The sequence below is a fragment of the Candidatus Hydrogenedentota bacterium genome (assembly GCA_016791475.1).
Classification (GTDB): Bacteria; Hydrogenedentota; Hydrogenedentia; order Hydrogenedentales; family JAEUWI01; genus JAEUWI01.
The window spans coordinates 41,906-62,239 of record JAEUWI010000043.1 but is presented as its reverse complement, the minus strand read 5'-3'; the positions used below and the strand labels follow the sequence as shown (position 1 = coordinate 62,239).

The window sequence follows — 20,334 nt, the reverse complement described above, 5'->3', positions numbered from 1 at the left end:
CCCACGAGATACTAGTCCGTGAAAAGGCCCCTTACGGCGTGGCGGGCTCCGCAACCGCGAATAAGTTGCTCAGCGAATTCACGTAAAGCACCCCATTCGCCGCCACGGGCGTGGCCCCCATCGGTGCCCCGAGTTTGATCGTCGCGAGCAATTCCTTTTCGCGTCCCGCCTTCAGGATACAGAAATCGCCCCCCAGCGACCCCACATAAACCTTGCCGTCCGCCACCAGCGCGGATCCCCAGATCTCTTTCCGCAGTTCATGCGTCCACACGCCCTGCCCCGTGGCCAGATCCACGCAGTGGAGCAGACCCGCGCAGTCGGTGATGTACACCAGGCCATCCGCGATCGCCGGGCTGGAGCAACTGTGGTGATTCATGGGATAAGCCCAGATCAGGCCCGTCCCCGTGATATCGCCGGTGCCCGTGGCGTCGATGCACTTCAACCAGGACTTTTCCTTGCCCCACCAGATGTCGCCGCCCACGGTGAAGTAGACCCGATTCTCGTGAAAGACCGGCATGCCCTTGATGTTGCTCGGACTCACCTCCCGGTTGTTGAGATAGTCGTGGACCTTTTCCTTCGGGCCTTCCGGATCCCCATCGAAACGCCATACGCACGTGAATGTGGATTCCGGATCGGCCGGGGCCAGCGCCTCAAAGGCATAGCAGATCCCGTTGCCACCGCCAAAGAAGAGTCGCCGCGCTCCGTTGACCTCGCCCAGCGAGGGAGAAGACCAGGTCCCGTGGATCGTGTTTGGCCCCATCTTTTCACCATCCTTCGCGACGAGGCGGCCGGTGTGCTTGTCGAAGGCGATCAGGCTCGGTGCGTCGGGCTTGCGAATGACCGCGTGGGTATTATCCACGCCGTTCCCCGAGTTTACGTAGAGAAGGTCCCCGTCCAGCAGGATAGAGCCATAGGCGGAGTCATGAGGATACATGCCAATGGCGGGATCCATCTGCATATCCACCATCCACAGGATGTCGGCGTCCAGGGGGGTGACTTCCAAGGGCGCCTCGCCCTCGGCCACCATGTGACGGCCTTCGTCCTGATAGGGGCCGTCGTTGCCGTCCGCCTGCCCCTTCAGGTCAAGACAGACCACCTCAAAGCGATTGGTGATGGTGTAGACACGATCCCCCTCGATGGTCGGCGGCGAAGACATCCCAATCATCGGCCAGTCCTTGTACTGGTCATCCGACAGGCGCGGCACGACCAGTTGCCAGAGCAGCGCGCCATCCGCTTCATTGAGGCACAGCAGAACGCCCCGATCATCCGTCTGGCGCGGATCCCGCGCGGCGGCGTTGTTGGTCCCAATCAGTACCCGGCCGTTCCCAATCGTCGGCGGGCCATACGCATTGCCGAGGGCCACCGACCACTTGATGTTTTTGCCCGTTTCGGGGTCAAAAGTCGTCGGCATACCAGTTTCCGCCGAGACCATGTTGCGCGAATGGCGCTCGCCCCACTGGGGCTGGTCCGCCGCGAAGGAGCATAAGGGAATTGCGAGTAGAAGTGCCGGAGCAAGAACTCGACCGAAAAACGTGAAAGCGTTCATGGGTACATCCGTTCATACCGCACCGTGGCGGAAAATCGATACTAAAGCGCCATCGCCCTTCCCAGGCTCCTCGCCTCGCCCGATATGGATCGGCGTGTCCTCCCGGAAGTTCCCCCGATGCGCTCAACCGCGATTGTATTCCTCTGTCAATTTGCGATCAAGACGGCCATGCGAGTTCTATCAGATCCCTGTAGCGCGGGCTTTCCAGCCCCCGACCGGTGCAACTGCCTGGCACGGCGAAAGCCAACCCCAATCGGTATATTCTCGCCGAGCAACACCGAGGCAAAAGTATCGGTAAACAGGATGTATAGGACCGGTATTTCCCACAGTTCTCACTGGAGCAGCCGTTGGCCGGAACCAGGAATTCCCCCACAGATTCACACAGATCTGCACAGATAATACAAGCTCAATCCCTAAGCTTTATATCCGAACTCCCCGTTCTGGCCTTTCTTCCTCTTAACTGTGCGGATCTGTGTGAATCTGTGGGAAGATCTTCCCCCATCGGCAATGTGCGCCAATTGGGTCTTCTGCCGCGCATGGATCCTGATTCCTTTCTTTAAATTCATTGGTGATACCTGGGGTTGCGGCCAACGGCTGTTCCATCTTCTATCGTGGCCCGGATAGACACGGCGTCGGGGAAATTTCATCAGTCACCGAATTGGCTGAGAAAGCCCTATACTATCGGCAACGCAACCCGGAAGAGCGAAGCGAACATGGAAACAACCGACTCAAAAGCAACTGATCTCACCAGCGTGGTAGTCCGTCCCCTCCTCCCGGGAGACGAGGCCACGTTAAAGGAATTCAATGCCGCCCTCTCAGAAGAGTCCCGGGGACGTTTCCTGCCCCATGCCTATGACGACGCAACATTGACCCGAATGATCGCCCGGGCGACGCAGGGTATCGATCGGGCCTTTCTGGCGATGGCGGGTGACTGCCCCGTCGGCTACTGCTTCCTGTGGGATATCGCGGATTCCGTACCCGTTCTGGGCATTGGACTGACCGATGCCTGGCAGGGGCGGGGGCTCGGCAGGCGTCTCATGGCGCACCTGATCGATGAAGCCAGGGCGGCGGGTTGCGCGGGTATCGAACTGACGACCGTCCCCCAAAACGAACGGGCCTTCGCGCTCTACCGGAAAGTTGGCTTCTTGTACGTCGGCGACACCGACAACATTGCGGGCGATGGCCGCGTGGTCCGGGAGCGGGTGATGTTTCTTTCCCTTGAACCCGGCGCACAACCCCCACAACGGAGTTTCGGGCCCCCTGGCTGAAGTCCCTACGCGATAATGTCATGCACCACGTTGCCGTGAACATCGGTGAGCCGGAAATCCCGGCCCGCATAGCGATAAGTCAGGGCTTCATGGTCAAAGCCCATCAGGTGCAACAGCGTGGCGTGCAGGTCATGGACGTGCACAGGCTTCTCCACGGCCTTGAAGCCGAATTCGTCCGTAGCCCCGTGGATATAGCCACCCTTTACACCGCCGCCCGCCATCCACGCGGTGAAACCATAGTGGTTGTGATCCCGGCCCTTGGGTTTGCCAACGTTGATGCCTTCCTGCTGCACTTCCACCGTGGGCGTGCGACCGAATTCACCCACGCAAAGCACCAGCGTGTCTTCGAGCATGCCCCGCTGCTTCAAGTCCATCAGAAAGGCAGCCATGCCCTGATCGCACTGGCCCGCCAGGCGCTTGTGGGCCACCACGATGTCGTCGTGGCTGTCCCAGGGCTGACCGGGGCCGTGAAAAAGCTGCACGAAGCGGACGCCCCGTTCAAGCAGGCGCCGCGTAATGAGTAACTGGCGGGACTGTTCCGTGTTTCCATACAGCGTGCGGAGGTACTCCGGCTCCTGGCTCAAGTCAAAGGCGTCCGTCGCGTCGATCTGCATGCGATAGGCCAGTTCGAAAGACTGGATGCGCGCTTCGATGGCGGCGTCCTGCGCCCGCGTGCCGCGGTGCATTTCGTTCAGTTCGCTCAGCAGATCGAGCTGCCGCCGTTGCCCGCGCGAGGTGGCGAAGTGGTTCTTGATGTTCTCGACAAGCTTCTCAACATCGGTGTGTTTGGAGTCGATGTAGTTGCCCTGAAAATTGCCGGGTAAAAAGCCGGATTGCCAGTTCTGGGCCTCGGCCGTGGGGTAGCCCCCGGGGCACATGGAAATGAAACCCGGCAGGTTCTCGTTTTCCGTGCCCAGACCATAGGTCACCCAAGAGCCCACACTGGGGCGGGGGAGACGCCCATCACCACAGTTCATCATCAGGAGCGAAGGCCCGTGGACGGGATTGTCCGTGTGCATGGACCGTATGACGCACAGGTCGTCCACACACTTCGCCAGATTCGGAAAAAGATTGCTCACCGGGATCCCGCTCTGGCCATATTGCTGGAAGGTGAACTCCGAAGCGTACGCGCCGCCCGTGGGGCGCTCCGTCATGATATCTTCCATCGGCAACTTCGTGCCGTCGTACTTCGCCAGCAGGGGTTTCGGGTCGAAGGTGTCCACGTGGGACATGCCGCCGTTCAGGAAGATATGAACAACCCGCTTGGCCCTTGGCGCGAAGTGCGGCCTCGGCGTAGAGGCGCCCGCCGCCGCAGGCGTCGCGCCCGGCCCCGCCAGCGTGGCCAGACCCAGCGCGCCAAAGCCCATGCCGGTCCGCCGCAGGAAATCCCGGCGGCTCAGTATGAAGTCGTTCACGGTTCGTTCCGGATGCATCGCAGACTCCTATTACCCATCAATCAACAAAAATAAACTCATTGCTCATCAGGAGCACCTGTGCGTACTGCTCCCAGGGTTGCAGCGGTATCGGCGGCGCGGGTGGTGGCCCCTCGAAATCAAATCGCGAGATCCAGTCCTGCCGCGCGAACTGGCTCGCATTGTCCCCGGTCAGGTAGATCCGCGGATGCCAACGGAACAGGTCCTCCTGTTCGTTTTTCTTGCACTCGACAACGAGGTCAATCGTGTCGCCCGCGCGGATCTCGCTCTCGTCGGCCACCGTGGGCAGCATTCCATCCTGCACCTCGCCCTGCCACAATACTCCGCTCCTGCTGGAGACGATATAGCCCTTCACGCCATCCCCCGCGGAGGAGTAGTGATAAAGTTCGCCCACCACCGCCACCTTGGAAACTACCGGCGAAATCCATCGGCGGATCACCGCGTGCTGCGGGTCGCCCGGTCGGCCGCCGAGCCGGTTCAGCATGGCCCAGCCCAGTGTCGCACCGGGGAGCTTCGCATCGCCCTGAAACGCCTCCCCCGTCCAGTGGGGCAGCTCCGTAAACGCGGCCACACGGCTCCGGGTCTCGTCCAGCCTTCCATAGCCATAGAGCCACCGGGGGGCCTCGCGTTCCGGCACATGCGTTTCCGCCACGTCCTGCCCCGCCACAAACTGTACGCCAAGCTCGACCTCACGGGCGAGGGCTTCTCGATTCAACAGCGCGCGGTAGAGCGCACGCACCCGCTCCGGGGGCGAAGTCTCCTTTAGCACTTCGGGGCGAGCCGCCGCATGTCGCGCCTGCTCCGCTACAAAGGGATTATTCATCAGATACAGGGCCTGCTGGGGTACCGTGGTCTCGAAGCGCGCCGGGGTGTGGGTCGTGGGCGTGGCGAAATCGAAGATCCGGAACATCGCCGGGAGCGCTTCGCGATCAACCTCCGCGTAGATCGTGCGCCGGTTGCTGTACGGGGGTAGCGTGATATTCGTCGCGATGCCCCCCATGCGCAAGTCAAGATTTCCCGAAGCCGCCAGCAGGTGATCTCGCATCGCTTCGAAGCCAAGACGACGCCGGTTCTGTCGCCACAGAAGCTTGTTTTCGGGATCCAGAGCCAGCCCGCCTTTGTTCACGTCGCTGGACTGCCGATACGTGCTGGAAAGCATGATGGAGCGAATCAGGTGCTTCACGGACCAGCCATGCTCCATGAAACTCCACGCGAGATGGTCCAGCAACTCCGGGTGGGTCGGCGCTTCGCCCTGAAGGCCGAAATCACTCGGCGTGCCCGCCAGCGGCTTATCGAAAAGGTGCATCCAAACCCGGTTCGCAAAGACCCGTGCGGTCAACGGATTCTCCCGGCTCGCAATCGCCCGGGCCAGGTCCAGGCGGCCGCTGTCAGCCGTATACGCGCTGCGTTCACCACGCTCCAGCACCGCCGGAAAGCGCCGGGGAACCGCGTCGCCGGGGCGATTGGGATCGCCCCGCAGAAAGATCGCGGGGTCAAACAACGCCGGCGCGTCTTCCAGGGCCATGGCCCGATCCGGACGGCCCGGGTGGGTGTTCTTGAACTTTTCAACCGCCGCGCGGCGTTGCCCTAGTTTGCCCTGCAATGCCGGATTATTGACCGCGGCCGCTTCATCCCGCGCCAGCGCCGTCTCAAGCTCGGCGAGTCCCTGAAGGTACTCCTTATAGGAGGGCGACTCCATGTCCGGTTCACCGATCAGTGGCAGTTCCGCAGGCTCTCGTGAACTGCGGAAGATGCCATAGAGCGAGTAGTAGTCCGCCGTGGGGATGGGATCGAACTTATGATCGTGGCAGCGCGCGCAACTTACCGTGAGCGCCAGCAGCCCCCGCGTCACCACATCGATCCGGTCGTCCATTCGGTCGTGTATCTGGCCGCCAAAGGTCCGCCCCAGCGTCAGGAAGCCAAGCGCGGCCAGCGCGCGCTTGTCGTCCCCAAGGGGTAACTTGTCGGCGGCCAGTTGCTCGACAATAAACCGGTCGTAGGGCAGATCCTCGTTGAAGGCCCGGATCACGTAGTCCCGATAGGTGTGCGCGAAGGGAAAGAGCCGCTCTTCGGCAAAGGCCGACCCTTTGGTGTCGCTGTAGCGCGCCACATCGAGCCAGTGACGCCCCCAGCGTTCGCCAAATCGCGGTGACGCGAGCAGCCGATCAATCAAATCCGCGTAGGCCGTTGGGGAGGGGTCGCTCTCGAAGGCGACAATTTCCGCCTGTGTCGGGGGCAGTCCAAGAAGATCGTGGTAGGCCCTCCGGATTAACGCGGCGCGGGAAGCTTCCGCCGAGGGCGCGAGGCCGACCTTTTCGAGGGATGCGAGAATGAAGGTGTCCACGGGAGACTGGACCCAGGCGCCGTTCCCCACGGCGGGCGGCGCGGCATTTTGCACCGGTCGAAACGCCCAGTGATTTTCCCGGGTCACCGCGACGAGCTCATCCATGGAGAGACGTTGATAACTGCGCTTGGCTGGCGCCGGTCGAGGCGCGCCCCGACTCGTCCACTCCAGCAGCAATTCCAGCTCCGCCGTCGGAAGCGACGTCGGGGGATGGGCGGCATTCGCACCTGGTTGGAGCATCGCCCGCATCGATTCAGCGGACGGACCGGGCGATTCGTCGAGGCGGATTCCACCGAGAGCCTGGGCGGGGCCATGGCAGGCATAGCACCGCTCAGACAGCACCGGACGAATCTCCGTCTCGAAGAACCGTTCGCTCTCCGCCGACGCGGCCTGCTCCGCAATCGGCGCCGCATGGGGGACCACGCCCCAGGGGGCCAGGCACATCGCGCCCGCCAACAGCGCCGTCCGAAACGTACCACAGGCCAACGCAAGGCTGCGGGGGGTATCGTGGTATTGCTCTCTCACTACCATCGTTAGAGCATACCGCAGCGTGGGCGTCAGTTCAATCCAAAATCAGTCTTGTGCAATTGAGCCCGATGTGTTAGGGTTAACAAGCTGTGAACGATTCCGTGTGTATTCCTGGGCAAACGGGAGGGTAGTGTGTGAGAGCGTATCTATCCGAAGCGCTGGGCACTTTCGTGCTGGTTTTTGTCGGCACGGGTGCCGTGATTGCCAATGGCTACAGTGACGGCGCGGTGACCCTCCTCGGTATATCCGTCGCCTTCGGCCTCGTGGTCCTCGCCATGGTCTATGCCCTTGGCGATATCTCCGGAGCCCACATCAATCCGGCCGTCACCCTCGGCCTATGGCTCGCCGGACGGGTTTCGCCCGCCATTGTCCTGCCCTACATCGTCAGCCAGTGCCTGGGCGCCATAGCGGCCAGCCTCCTCCTGCGCATCATATTCGGCATGGACTACGGACTCGGCGCAACCGCGCCGTCCCAGTCCGCCTTCCAGGCCTTCGCCATGGAGGGCGTGACCACCTTCATCCTCATGCTCGTGATCCTCTGCGTCACGGTTGGCGCGAAGGAAAAAGGCATCACGGCGGGCCTCGTCATCGGGGCGGTCGTCACCTTCGATATCATCATCGCCGGACCCATTTCCGGCGCTTCCATGAATCCCGCCCGATCCCTGGGACCCGCCCTCGCGGCCTTCAATCTGGGCAGCTTGTGGCTCTATATCCTTGCGCCGTGCCTGGGGGCCTCTGCCGCAGCGCTGGTGGGTCGAGCGCTGCATCCTGCGGCGGAAGACGCGGCTGAGGAAGGGGCGGAGGAAGAGTACGCGTGACAGGTCTACGTTGACGCGGAAGTTTGTACGGGCAGTAAACGCGATAAGACCGTTTCGAGTGTCGGTCTTGACCGGGGGTATGAGTATACCCGGTATCGCGCTGGTAGTTGGGCGTCCCAGCCTTGGGCTGTGGACGCCTGTGAGATGAGCAGGATATTGGCAAACATCGCAGACGGAGAGAAAATATGGCAAGCAACAGAGGCGTGGCCTACATTAAGCCAGGGGTCGTGGAAGTCCAGAGCATCGACTTTCCCACACTGGCCATTGGCACTAGAAAATGCAATCACGGCGTTATTCTCAAGATAGTGTCGACCAACATTTGCGGCAGCGACCAGCACATGGTCCGCGGACGCACGACCGCGCCGGAGGGCCTCGTGCTTGGTCACGAGATCACCGGCGAGGTGATCGAATGCGGTGGTGATGTGGAATTTATCAAGAAAGGCGATATCGTCTCCGTGCCCTTCAACATCGCATGCGGGCGCTGTCGCAACTGCAAGGAAGGCAAGACCGGCATCTGCCTTAACGTTAACCCTGCGCGCCCCGGCGCGGCTTACGGATATGTGGACATGGGCGGATGGGTGGGAGGCCAGGCGGAATACGTCATGGTGCCCTATGCCGACTTCAACCTCTTGAAATTCCCCGACCGCGACCAGGCCATGGCGAAGATCAGAGATTTGACGCTCCTGTCGGATATCTTCCCAACCGGCTACCACGGCGCCGTTACCGCCGGTGTGGGACCAGGCACCATCGTGTATGTCGCCGGTGCGGGGCCCGTGGGTCTCGCCTGCGCCGCCTCCTGTCATCTTCTCGGTGCGGCGGTGGTTATCGTTGGCGACATGATTGATGAACGCCTCGCCCAGGCCCGCAGCTTCGGATGCGAAACGATCGATCTGAAGAAGAGCGCCAGCCTCGCGGAGCAAATCGAGCAGATCGTCGGTGTGCCCGAAGTGGACGCCGCTGTGGATTGCGTGGGCTTCGAAGCGCGCGGCCACGGCTCCGGCCACGTAAAAGAGCAACCCGCCACCGTCTTGAACGCCGTGATGGAAGTGACCCGCGCCGGCGGCGCCATCGGCGTCCCCGGCCTCTATGTCACCGGCGATCCCGGCGGCATCGACGACAACGCCAAGGTGGGTAACCTCAGCATTCGCATCGGTCTCGGCTGGGCCAAATCCCACTGCTTCTGCACGGGCCAGTGCCCCGTCATGAAATACCACCGTCAGCTCATGCAGTGCATCCTGTACGACAAGATTCAGATCGCCAAAGCCGTCAATGTACAAACCATTTCCCTGGATGAGGCCCCCAAAGGCTACCAGGACTTCGACAAGGGCGCGGCCACGAAATTCGTGATCGATCCCCACAAAATGATCGCATAACTTCTATACCCCGTTTGAGCAGGCCGCCGGGATGGTTGACGCGTGTCCCGGCGGCCAATTTTTTCCTCGTGGGGGGCGACGGCAGCCGATAAGCACTAACGTTAGCGAGGCAGTTTGCACTCAAACCAAGCGCATGTCGGGTGCTATCCTCGGGCAGCGTAGTGCAGCGGGGGAAGTAGCTAAGAAAGCACGGGACTTCAACTGGTCAAAGGCCCACCCCGATTACCTTCAGACCCCACGGGTGCCACCCACACACGGAGGAGCTTGCGACGGAGTTTGTGGGTGTTTGGACTTCAACAGGTCAAAGGCCCACCGGGCCAACCTCAGGCCCCACGGGTGCCACCCACACACGGAGGAGCTTGCGACGGAGTTTGTGGGTGTTTGGACTGCAACCGATCAAAGCCCCACCCCGGCCAACCTCGGGCCCCACGGGTGCCACCTTCAAACGGAGGAGCGCAGCGGGGGAAAATTGTGGGTGCAGGGACTGCAGCCGACCAAAAGCCTACCCCGGTCAACCCCGAGTCTCCCTTTTGGGGCCGGCAGACCCTAAGTTAGTGCCACTCGGGATTGTCCCCATCGCGGTGAACAAACAATTGCCCATCCTCCCAAAGTCTGTTGTAGTATAATCAGCTTACAATGCTACAGGCACGAGGTCGAGGAACCCATGTTTTGAAAGCTGTACGATCCAACATTCTCATTGCCGCGCTGCTTGCGCTCTCGGCACTCGCGCACGCGGAAGATCCCCTGCCCGAACGCGTGGAATTCAACCGCCATATTCGCCCCATCCTCTCCGATAAATGCTTCCAATGCCACGGCCCGGATAGGAACATGCGCAAGGCCGGGCTTCGACTGGACCTGCGCGCAGAAGCGACCGTGGATCGAGAGGGACTCCGTGCCATTGCGCCGGGCGACACAGGGGCCAGCGAGGTCATTGCGCGTATCATAACCGACGATCCCGACGACAAGATGCCGCCCGCAGATTCCAACCGCCACGTTTCACCCCGCGAACTGGAACTGCTCAAACGCTGGATCGCCCAGGGTGCGGAATACGAGCCCCACTGGTCCTATATCAAGCCGAAAGCCGCTTCGACCCCGACCGTCAAGGCCGCCGCATGGTCGCGCAACCCAATCGACACGTTTATCCTCGCAAACCTGGAAAAGGAAGGCCTCAAGCCCGCGCCTGAAGCCACCCGCGAAACCCTGATCCGCCGCCTCTATTTCGACCTCCTCGGTATACCGCCCACACCTTCCGAGGTCCAGTCCTTTCTCCTCGACAACTCGCCCCAGGCCTATGAGTCCCTGGTGGACCGGCTCCTCGCCTCGCCCCACTTCGGAGAGCGCCTCGCCGTCTACTGGCTGGATCTCGTGCGCTACGCCGACACCGTCGGCTATCACGGCGACCAGGTGCGCGGCGTTGCGCCCTACCGCGATTATGTGATTAAAGCCTTCAACGACAACATGCCCTTCGATCAGTTCACCCGCGAGCAACTCGCCGGCGATCTGCTGCCGGAGCCCACGGAAGCCCAGCGTATCGCCACGGGTTACAACCGCCTCAATATGGTGACCCGCGAGGGCGGCGCGCAGGAGCAGGACTACGTCGTGCGCTATGCGGCGGATCGTACGCGCACCACCGCCTCCGTCTGGCTCGGTTCCTCTCTCGGCTGCGCCCAGTGCCACGACCACAAGTTCGACCCCTTCACCATTCGGGATTTCTATCGCTTCGGCGCCTTTTTTTCCGATATCAAGGAGATGGGTGTCCAGAATGAAGGCGGAAACGAGGGTCCCTTCCCGCCCTACCTCGTGTTTCCCAATGCCCAGGAAAAACCCGAGCACGACGCCATCCTGCAGCGCATCGCCGATCTGAAGACCGCCCTTGCCACGGCGCCTCCCGCCGTGGCTCCTCCGGTCTCCACCGAAGGCGCACCCCCGACTCCAGGCCGCGAAGATCTGGAAAAGCAACTCAAGGAAGCGGAAAAGAAGAAATTCAGCTTCGAGCAGAACATCTACACTTCAGTGATTACCGAGACCATGGAGCCGCGCACCGTCCGCGTGTTGCCTCGCGGCAACTGGATGGATGAGTCCGGCGAAGTGGTGGAGCCGGGTGTGCCCGAATTTCTCGGCGGACTCTGGCTCAATGGCGCGCGACCCACGCGCCTCGATCTGGCCAACTGGCTCACCGATCGCGAGAACCCCCTGACGGCCCGAGTCTTTGCGAATCGACTGTGGAAGCTCTACTTCGGCACCGGCATCTCCCGCGTGCTGGACGATCTGGGCTCGCAAGGCGAGTGGCCGAAGCATCCGGAGTTGCTGGACTATCTCGCCATCGAGTTCATGGACAGCGGCTGGGATATCAAGCACCTTGCACGACTGATGGTGACCAGCAGCGCCTACCGACAGTCCTCCATGGCCGACGCAGTCCTCAAAGAGCGCGACCCCGCCAATCGTCTCCTCGCGCGACAGTCCCGCTTCCGGATTGAGGCCGAGTTCGTGCGCGACAACGCCCTCAAGGTCAGCGGACTGCTCTCGCCCGCCATGGGCGGTCCGGCGGCGAAGCCCTACCAGCCGGCAGGTTACTACAAAGAACTGAATTTCCCCACGCGGGAATACGAGCCCAGCACGGGGCAGGACTTGTACCGCCGCGGCGTCTACACCCACTGGCAACGGACCTACCTGCACCCGAGCCTGCTCGCCTTCGACGCGCCGACTCGGGAGGAGTGCACCGCCGAGCGCACCATCTCCAATTCCCCCCAGCAGGCCCTGACCCTCATGAACGATCCCATCTACGTCGAAGCCGCGCGGGTCTTCGCCGAGCGCATCCTGGCGGAGGGCGGCGACACCACCGCTGATCGCGTTCGTTGGGCGTGGAACGAGGCCCTGTCGCGCGCGCCGCGACCGGAGGAGGCGCAGATTCTGGCCGACCTCTATGAGAAGCATCTCGCCCAGTTCGCCAGCGACCCGGCCTCCGCCGCAAGCTTCCTGGAAGTGGGGGAGAAGCCCACCCCGGAAGGCATGGACCCGATACAGCTCGCCGCCTGGAGTTCGGTAAGCCGGACAATACTGAATACCCACGAGATGATTTATCGATATTGAATGTTTCACCCGTTCCACTCGTTCCCAAGCTCCGCTTGGGAATGCGGTCCCCGAAGCTCCGCTTCGCAAACGCTCAAAGGTCCCACAAGACCCATAAGACCCATAAGACCCATACGACCCATACGACCCATAAGACCCATAACCCGTGCCCCCAATAGTCCTCAGCGAGATCCACCATGGACCCTTTACAGACCTACATCCTCCAGCAAACCCGACGCCAGTTCCTCGGCCGCACCGCCAAAGGCATCGGCACCATGGCGTTGGCCTCGCTCCTGGACCCCGGCCTGCTTTCGGCAGGCGCGTCCACACCAGAGCGCTGGACGGGCGTCACCAACCCGACGCACCATCCTGCGAAGGCCAAGCGCATCATCTACCTCTACATGGCCGGTGGACCCTCCCATCTCGAAACCTTCGACTACAAACCCGCGCTCCGGCAGCTCGACGGCCAGCCTATGCCCGAGTCTTTCACCAAAGGTGAGCAACTGGCCCAGTTGCAGGGCGCCGAACTCAAGTGCATGGGCTCCCAGTTCGAGTTCGCACGCTACGGCAAGTCGGGCCAGGAAATCTCTACCCTGCTGCCCAACATCGCCACGCTCGCGGACGACATGTGCATCATCCGCTCCATGAAGACCGATCAGATCAATCACGACCCCGCCCACACCTTCATGAACTCCGGTACCGCCATCTCCGGTCGCCCAAGCATGGGCTCCTGGTTGCTCTATGGCCTCGGCAGCGAATGCGAAAACCTCCCCGGCTTTATCGTGCTGACTTCCCTCGGCAAAGGCCGCAGTCCCCAGCCGCTGTCATCCCGCCAGTGGCATAGCGGCTTCCTGCCCAGCAAATTCCAGGGCGTGAAGTTCCAGTCCACCGGCGACCCCGTTCACTTCGTCAGCAACCCTCCCGGTATCTCCCCCGGCCAACAGCGCGATATCGTCGATTCGGTCAATGCCCTCAACACCATCCACGACGCCCATGTGGACGAGGGAGAGATCGCCACGCGCATCAGCCAGTACGAACTCGCCTTCCGCATGCAGACGAGCGTGCCCGATCTCGTCGATATCTCCGACGAGCCCCAGCACATACTCGACGCCTACGGAACGCAAGGCGCTGACGGCACCTTCGCCTTCAACTGCCTCCTCGCGCGGCGCATGGCCGAGCGGGGCGTGCGCTTCATCCAGCTCTACCACCGCGACTGGGATCACCACAACGACCTGAAGCACTTCATGCAGGGCTGCGCGAATGACGTGGACAAGGCTACCGCCGCCCTCGTCAACGATCTGAAGCAGCGCGGCATGCTCGAAGACACCATCATTGTCTGGGGCGGCGAATTCGGCCGCACGCCCATGGTACAGGGCAACAAAGGTGGACCCGGCCGCGACCACCACATGAACGGCTTCTCCATCTGGATGGCCGGCGGTGGCATCAAAGGCGGCATCACCCACGGCGAGACCGACGAACTGGGCTACAAATCCGTGAAGGACATCGTGACCGTCCACGACTTCCACGCCACCCTGCTCCACCAGATGGGCATCGACCACAAAAGGCTCACTTTCCGATTCCAGGGAAGGGATTTCCGCCTGACCGACGTCTTCGGAAATGTCGTCGAGCCAATTCTGGCGTAGCGCCATCATCCCTTCCGCTTCGCCAGCACCTCCCGGATCGCCGCCGCCAGCTCCGATGTGACCATCGGTTTCATCACAAAGGCGTCAAAAGAATAGTCCGCGCCGGGCCGTTTGTGTTGCGATTCCGCAAAGCCGCTGTAGAGAATGACCGGAATATCGGGGCGAATGGCCCGGAGCTGCGCCAGCATATCCGATCCGCGCATTCCCGGCATCATCTCGTCCGTAATAATCAGGTCAAAAGCTTCGGGGGCCGCGGCAAAAGCCGCCAGCGCCTGCTGCGGATTCGATTGCGTTGTCGCGAGATAACCCAGGCGTCCCAGTGCTTTCTCGGCGAACCGGCAAATGGTGTGCTCGTCGTCAATAAACAAGATGCGCTCGCCACCGCCGATCTCGCGACCGCTCCGGGAATCGTCTCCCTCGCCGTGGGTCGCCTGGGGATTCGCGGGCAGCAACACGGAGAAAGTGGAGCCCATGTTGGGCTCGCTGTAGACATGTATCGCGCCGCTGAGCTCCGCCACAATCCCGTGAACCGTCGCCAGACCAAGACCCGTCCCGTCGCCCCGTTCCTTGGTCGTAAAGTAAGGTTCAAAGATCCGCTGGCGCACCTGCTCGTCCATGCCATGGCCCGTGTCGCTCACATCGATGCGAACATAAAGTCCGGGGTTGAGATCGGGACTACCCAGGATGGCTTCCGCGCCAACGTCCACCTGGGTCACGCGAATCCCCAGTACACCGCCCGATTCCTGCATCGCGTGAAAAGCATTCGTCCCCAGATTCATCATCACCTGGTGGATGGCCGTCGCGTCCGCCAGCACCGGGCTGCAACTGTCGTCCACGTCCGGCTGGATGTCGATGTGCGGCGGAATCGTGCGCCGCAGCAGCCGGAGCACTTCGCGGGCGACATCCTGGATCAGCACGGGCCGGATCGTATACTCCGAATGCCGCCCGAACGCCAGTATCTGCCGCACCAGTTCCGTCGCCCGCCGCGTGGCTCCGGTCACCTCGCGAAGACACACACCCGCCTCGCTCTCGTCCGGAACGTCATCCAGGGCCAACTCCGTGAACCCGCCGATCGCCGCCAGCAGATTGTTGAAGTCGTGGGCGATGCCCGCCGCCAGTGTGCCAATCGCTTCCATCTTCTGCGACTGTCGGAGCTGCTCCTCCAGCCCGACCTGCCGCGTTATATCCCGGAGGATCGCCACATAGTTGATTACCTCGCCCTCGCTCCCCCGAAGCGGCGCCAGGGTCTGCTCTTCGGTGAATCGCTCGCCCGTCCTGCGGACGCCCCGTCCACGTCCCCGCCAGACGCCTCCGGTTCCGACGAGGGCGCGAATTTCATCCGCATGCTCATTGGCCCGCGGGTCCGCAAGGGGTAGCAGGCCGCCAAGTACCTCATCGCGATCGTGACCCGTGACGCCCAGGTAGGCGGCGTTCGCATACACCACTTTCCAGTCCAGATCGACAATAGCAATGGCGTCCGGCGCCTGCTCAAGGGCGGCCGCCAGCCGCCAGCGATCGCCCTCCGCCCGCTTGCGCTCGGAAATATCCTCGAAAAGCGCGGCCACATAGGGGGCCGTACCCGGCGAAATCTGAACCAGAGAAATGGCAATCCTGCACCAGAGCGCTTCGCCCGACTTTCGGCGCGCGCGAACTTCCGCGGCGGTTCGTTCGCAGTCTCCGTTCCGTAGTTCGTTCAGGCAGCCCCGGATATAGTCCGCCGAAGCATCCTCAAACAACTCGCCGACCCCGCGTGCCAGGAGTTCTTCCCGCGTGTAGCCGAGCATTTCACACAGGCGGCGGTTCACCGCGAACAGTTCGCCCTCCACCCGCACATGGGCCATCCCCGCCGCCGACTGCTCGAAGCTCGCCCGGAAGCCCGCCTTGCTCTCCGCCAGCAGCAGACTCGACTGGAGATGGTTCGCCACGCGCACCCGCACCTCTTCGAGCTCAAAGGGCTTGGTCATGTAGTCGGACCCGCCGCACTCAAATGCTTTCACCTTGTTGAAGGTCTCGCCCAGCGCACTCAGGAAGATGACCGGCGTGTCTTCGAACCCTTCAATCGCCTTCATCTGCCTGCACGTCTCGTAGCCGTCGAGCACAGGCATGTGAATGTCCAGCAGCACCAGCGCCGGCGGCTGGGCGAGCACACTCGCCAGCGCCTGCCGCCCATCGCGCGCCGCGCGCACCTGATAGCCCTGCTCGACAAGGAAATCGCCCAGCACCTTGAGGTTTTCCGGGTTGTCGTCGACAATCAGTATGTCGGTACGGCCCGGACTGAATTCGGCGGGTGACGTCATCATGGGGTTGGATCCTCTTCCCAAAGCGCATGGAGTTCGTCCAGCACATAGCCCTCGGCGCGCTGCCGCACCAGATCGGCCAGGTGGGGGTCATAGGGGTGAATTTCTTCGACGATGGTCCTGGATTCGTTGATTGCGCCGCGCATCACAATCGACCGAAGCCGGGCGATCAGCGCGGGGGGGAGGCCACCCAGCGCCGCGCGCGCCTGGGTGATCGAGAGCTGTTCTCCCTCAATCGGGCTCGGCTCGCTCATCTCGTCGCTGTAGATATAATTGATATGGGCATGAACCCGGATAGCCTCCAGCAGGTCTTCCTCGCGAAAGGGCTTCCGCAGGAACGCATTGGCGCCCAGCGCCAGCACCGTCTGGCGCTCTTCCTGCAGGGTGCTCGCGGTCAGTGCGACAATGGCCACACCGTCCGTGTCCGGCAGGGCCCGCATCCGGCGTATCGCTTCCTTCCCGTCCATGACCGGCATGACGATGTCCACCAGCACCACCTGCGGCCGCCACGACTCGAATACTTCCAATCCCTCAAGCCCGTTGGAAGCTTCCCGTGTTTCAAAGCCAAGGGGCTGGAGCATGCGCACCAGCACGTCGCGATTCGTGTCCCGATCATCCACCACCAGCACCCGCCAGGGCCCCGTTCCGGTTTCGATTCCAAGCACCTGTCGGTACTCCGGCGGCGCGGGCAGGTCGCCCGCCGCGCCCGCCACCGAGCGAAAGGTAAACGTGAAGCAGCTACCCTGCCCGGGTTGCGCGGAAACCACCACATCGCCCCCCATCAGGCGCGCAAAATTGCGGCTGATGGTCAGGCCCAGGCCCGCGCCTTCATTGCGCGCGGGCGACGAATCCACCTGCTCGAAGCTGCCAAATATCGCGTCCAGGTGCATCGTATCCATGCCGTGGCCCGTGTCTTCCACTTCCATGCAGACCAGCAGCGGGGCGTCCAGATCGTCAGGGAATGCCGACTCGCTCCGTACCCGAACCACGATGCCACCCCGCTCGGTAAATTTCACCGCATTGCCGATGAGATTGATCAGCACTTGCTGGACCCGGCCTCGGTCCGCCACCAGATGGGGCGGCACCTCCTCCGCCACGTCAAAGGTGAGCCCCAGCCCCTTGGCGTCCGTACGAACCCGAAACATGAGGTCGAGGTCGCCGAGCAGACCCGCGAGACTGAAGGTCTCGGGGCTGAGCTCCACGTGCCCGGCCTCAATCCGGGAAAGTTCAAGAATGTCGCTGATCAGCGCCAGCAGGTGGTCGCCGCTCCGGCGAATGGCCTTCAAGGCGTGCTCCTGCTCCGGCGAGAGGTTCGGCGATCGTTGGAGCAACTGTGTGTAGCCGAGCACCGCGTTCATGGGCGTGCGGATCTCGTGCGACATGTTCGCCAGGAAAGCGCTCTTGGCCCGGTTACCCGCCTCGGCCGCCCGCTTCGCCTCCTGCAGCGCCAGCTCAACCTGCTTGCGATCCGTAACATCCTGCGCCACGACAATCGCCCGCACCTGATGATCGGTCTCGTCTTTGAAGGGGTACATGGCCACTTCGCAGATGCGCTCCCCCGATGTCGGCAGCGGGATGGTCGCCTCATAGGCCACCAGCTCGCCCTGAAAACAGCGCTCAAGGCGCGGCAGGATGATATTGTGCGCCACCTGCTCCGGCCACACCGAAGCCACCGACTTGCCCAGCGCTTCCTCCCGGGAGCGGCCCGTCGCCGAACACCACGCGTCGTTCACCGCTTCATAGCAGCCCCGCGCGTTGATCACGCTCATCATGTTGCTCACCGTATTCACGATGAACTCGTAGCGCCGCAACATCTCCGCCGCCTGGCGGTGCGCCGTCACGTCATTCCCAACGCAAAGGACCTCGGTCAACTTGCCCCGGCTGTCATGAAAGGGCCGGTTCGTCCACGCCACCCATACCCGCCGCCCGTCCCGCGTCATGTTCTCGTTCTCGTTGACCTCGTAGTACTCCGGATTGTGCCCCAACTCCTCCATAAGCCCGCGGAGATCGCGCCCGCTGGTCTCGGTCTCCGGAACGATCGTGCCGATAATGCTCTTCCCCACAATCTCACTCGACGTATAACCCAGAAAGCGCTCGCCAAAACTGTTCAGGAACAACACCCGCCCGTCCGTGGACATGCGCAGGATTATGCTGTTGGCCCCTTCCACCAGACTCCGGTAATTCTCCTCGCTCTCCCGAAGCGCCGCCTCTGCCATCAGCCGGGAATTGATTTCCCGCCGCAGGCGCCGGTTGTGGACCCCCACAAGCGCCACCAGCGGCAGGATCAGGGCCACCACGGTCGCCGCGATCGCGCCGATCCGCCGCACGTCAAACGAAGGTTGCACGTTCACGTCAACCCACCGGTTCCGGATCGATTGAATATCCGCCTCCGTCAGGCTCGCAATCCCCTTGTTCAGGATCCCCGCCAGCTCCGGCCAGTCCTTCCGAACGCCGAAGCGAAGGGTCTCCGCCGTATCGCCCACAGGTACCGCAAGCTTCAAGCTGGAAAGACTCAACTTCTTGATCCAGTACGATGTGGTCGCGGCATTGCCGACCGCGCAGTCCACTTCCCCCCGGGCCACCGCCGAAAGCGTGTCCACGAAGGTCGGGTACAGCACCGGTTGAAGCGACGTCTCTTCCGTGATGAACGCATGGTGCGACGTGTTCTGTTGAACCGCCACGCGCAGCCCCGCCAGATCGTCCAGCCGGCCGTAGAACGGCGAGTCCAGGCGCGTGACCACAACCCGGTGAAACGTAAGATAGGGCTCCGTGAATGCCAGATAGCTTTGGCGCTCCTCGGACGTGCTCATGCACGGCAGCACATCCAGAGACTTTTCACGCGCCAGTTGAAGCGCATCGCTCCAGGACGTGTTGTGAACCACCCTCATATTGATCCCCAGGCGCTGGTTCAGCAAGGCCACGACATCCGCCGCAATGCCCTGATAGCTGCCGTCCGGGCCCACAATCTCAAAAGGGGCGAACTCAGGATCGATCCCCATCCGGAGCTCCGGATGGGCCGCTATCCACTGCCGCTCCGCAACCGTAAGCGCCACGCTCTCGCCCGCGCTCACGTAGCGATCAATAATCGTCCGCTTCTCCGTCGCGGAGAGGGCGGCGATCCCCTTGTTCAGGATCGACACCAGTATAGGATAGTCCGATCGCACCCCGATGGAAAGCGCGTGATCGCCCAGGTTCACGTAGCCCCCGATCTTCAGATTCGGCAGGACGTTCTTCTCGATTAAATACGAGGTTACCGCAATATTGCCGATATACGCGTCGGCCTCCCCGGACGAAACCTTCAGCAGGGCCTGGAGCGAGTTGTCTACCTGAATCCGCTTCAGGTCGGGAAAATGATCGCGAAGATACTCGTCCTCGTAATAGTCACGCTCCACAACAATCGCGTGCCCCGTGAGCTCCTCCATCGCGTTAAAGGTCGGGCCATCGCTTCGGGAGTAAATGGCCAGAGGAAAATTCACCAGCGGCTCGGTGAAGAGCAGGTGCTCCGCGCGCTCCGGCGAAGCCTGCATGCCGGGGCACAGGTCCAGCTCCTTCTCACGGAGCATGCGGTACAGCTCCGGCCAGCTCCGCGTTACCGGTTCTATCGTGAAGCCCGCCATGCGCGCTATCCGGCGCAACATGTCGGCATTGATGCCCTCGTAGGCGCCCTCCGTCGTGACATAATCGAAGGGCGGCCAATCGGGCACCGCCGCCGTACGAAGGACCGGGTGCGCCGCGACCCAGGCGCGTTCTTCCGCGCTCAAATTCAGGTCCACCGGAGTCTGAATCTGTGCCGCCGCAGGTATCGCCCAAAGGCAAGCGAGCAAGGTGGCAAGGGGCAGCCCGGCGTGCCGCATGGCGCATGATTTCATACGAAGCCAGTTAAGCAATAGAACCGTCCCCTGTAAGAGCCCGCCGCGGCCGTTCTCCTGGATGGAGGAAGGCACGATCAAAGGGTATCCGCCGCAGACTCAATCTTCCTAGGCTATACCACATAGCGCAATATAGTTGCAATGTG

At 62.2% G+C, this 20,334-nt stretch carries 10 protein-coding genes; 5 read left to right on the top strand and 5 right to left on the bottom strand.

All coding sequences use genetic code 11. The features are described 5' to 3' along the window. Window positions 1–31 precede the first annotated feature (31 nt). The gene (locus JNK74_20330; protein ID MBL7648534.1) at window positions 32–1,546 is read right to left on the bottom strand and encodes a PQQ-binding-like beta-propeller repeat protein; all 1,515 of its coding nucleotides are present in this window, start codon (window positions 1,544–1,546) and stop codon (window positions 32–34) included. Window positions 1,547–2,259: 713 nt separating this feature from the next. On the opposite strand from JNK74_20330, the gene JNK74_20325 reads away from it, so the two are divergent. Beyond that, window positions 2,260–2,814: a GNAT family N-acetyltransferase gene (locus tag JNK74_20325; protein ID MBL7648533.1), complete on the top strand. Its 555-nt coding sequence runs from the start codon at window positions 2,260–2,262 to the stop codon at window positions 2,812–2,814. A gap of 5 nt (window positions 2,815–2,819) precedes the next feature. Here JNK74_20325 and JNK74_20320 read toward each other — a convergent pair whose 3' ends face one another. After that, entirely contained in the window at window positions 2,820–4,247 is a 1,428-nt protein-coding gene (locus JNK74_20320; GenBank protein MBL7648532.1) for a DUF1501 domain-containing protein, read from the bottom strand. 19 nt (window positions 4,248–4,266) lie between these two features. Beyond that, complete coding sequence (locus tag JNK74_20315) at window positions 4,267–7,122, bottom strand: DUF1553 domain-containing protein (protein ID MBL7648531.1); 2,856 nt, start codon at window positions 7,120–7,122, stop codon at window positions 4,267–4,269. A gap of 131 nt (window positions 7,123–7,253) precedes the next feature. Between JNK74_20315 and JNK74_20310 the strand changes: the two genes are divergently transcribed. The 4 genes from JNK74_20310 (at window position 7,254) to JNK74_20295 (ending at window position 14,022) form a co-directional block, all read left to right on the top strand. After that, entirely contained in the window at window positions 7,254–7,937 is a 684-nt protein-coding gene (locus JNK74_20310) for an aquaporin (protein MBL7648530.1), read from the top strand. A 185-nt stretch (window positions 7,938–8,122) separates the two neighbouring features. Next, window positions 8,123–9,310 (top strand): formaldehyde dehydrogenase, glutathione-independent, encoded by a 1,188-nt coding sequence (gene fdhA / locus JNK74_20305; protein MBL7648529.1) that lies wholly within the window; start codon window positions 8,123–8,125, stop codon window positions 9,308–9,310. Between the two features lie 636 nt (window positions 9,311–9,946). Further along, a complete protein-coding gene (locus JNK74_20300; GenBank protein ID MBL7648528.1) occupies window positions 9,947–12,400 on the top strand; it encodes a DUF1553 domain-containing protein in 2,454 nt (817 codons plus the stop codon). 176 nt (window positions 12,401–12,576) lie between these two features. Continuing rightward, window positions 12,577–14,022: a DUF1501 domain-containing protein gene (locus tag JNK74_20295; protein ID MBL7648527.1), complete on the top strand. Its 1,446-nt coding sequence runs from the start codon at window positions 12,577–12,579 to the stop codon at window positions 14,020–14,022. A gap of 5 nt (window positions 14,023–14,027) precedes the next feature. Here the strand turns inward: JNK74_20295 and JNK74_20290 are convergent, their stop codons facing one another. Then, window positions 14,028–16,322 (bottom strand): response regulator, encoded by a 2,295-nt coding sequence (locus JNK74_20290; protein ID MBL7648526.1) that lies wholly within the window; start codon window positions 16,320–16,322, stop codon window positions 14,028–14,030. After that, window positions 16,319–20,173, bottom strand: a complete 3,855-nt coding sequence (locus tag JNK74_20285) for a transporter substrate-binding domain-containing protein (GenBank protein MBL7648525.1) — start codon at window positions 20,171–20,173, stop codon at window positions 16,319–16,321. The genes JNK74_20290 and JNK74_20285 overlap by 4 nt, the downstream gene beginning before the upstream one ends. Window positions 20,174–20,334 lie beyond the last annotated feature (161 nt).

Excerpts from the sequence above, each read along its gene's own strand:
- JNK74_20330 (MBL7648534.1), bottom strand. The coding sequence starts at position 1,546 with ATGAACGCTTTCACGTTTTTCGGTCGAGTTCTTGCTCCGGCACTTCTA.
- JNK74_20325 (MBL7648533.1), top strand. The coding sequence starts at position 2,260 with ATGGAAACAACCGACTCAAAAGCAACTGATCTCACCAGCGTGGTAGTC.
- JNK74_20320 (MBL7648532.1), bottom strand. The coding sequence starts at position 4,247 with ATGCATCCGGAACGAACCGTGAACGACTTCATACTGAGCCGCCGGGAT.
- JNK74_20315 (MBL7648531.1), bottom strand. The coding sequence starts at position 7,122 with ATGGTAGTGAGAGAGCAATACCACGATACCCCCCGCAGCCTTGCGTTG.
- fdhA (MBL7648529.1), top strand. The coding sequence starts at position 8,123 with ATGGCAAGCAACAGAGGCGTGGCCTACATTAAGCCAGGGGTCGTGGAA.
- JNK74_20300 (MBL7648528.1), top strand. The coding sequence starts at position 9,947 with ATGCTACAGGCACGAGGTCGAGGAACCCATGTTTTGAAAGCTGTACGA.
- JNK74_20295 (MBL7648527.1), top strand. The coding sequence starts at position 12,577 with ATGGACCCTTTACAGACCTACATCCTCCAGCAAACCCGACGCCAGTTC.
- JNK74_20290 (MBL7648526.1), bottom strand. The coding sequence starts at position 16,322 with ATGATGACGTCACCCGCCGAATTCAGTCCGGGCCGTACCGACATACTG.
- JNK74_20285 (MBL7648525.1), bottom strand. The coding sequence starts at position 20,173 with ATGCGGCACGCCGGGCTGCCCCTTGCCACCTTGCTCGCTTGCCTTTGG.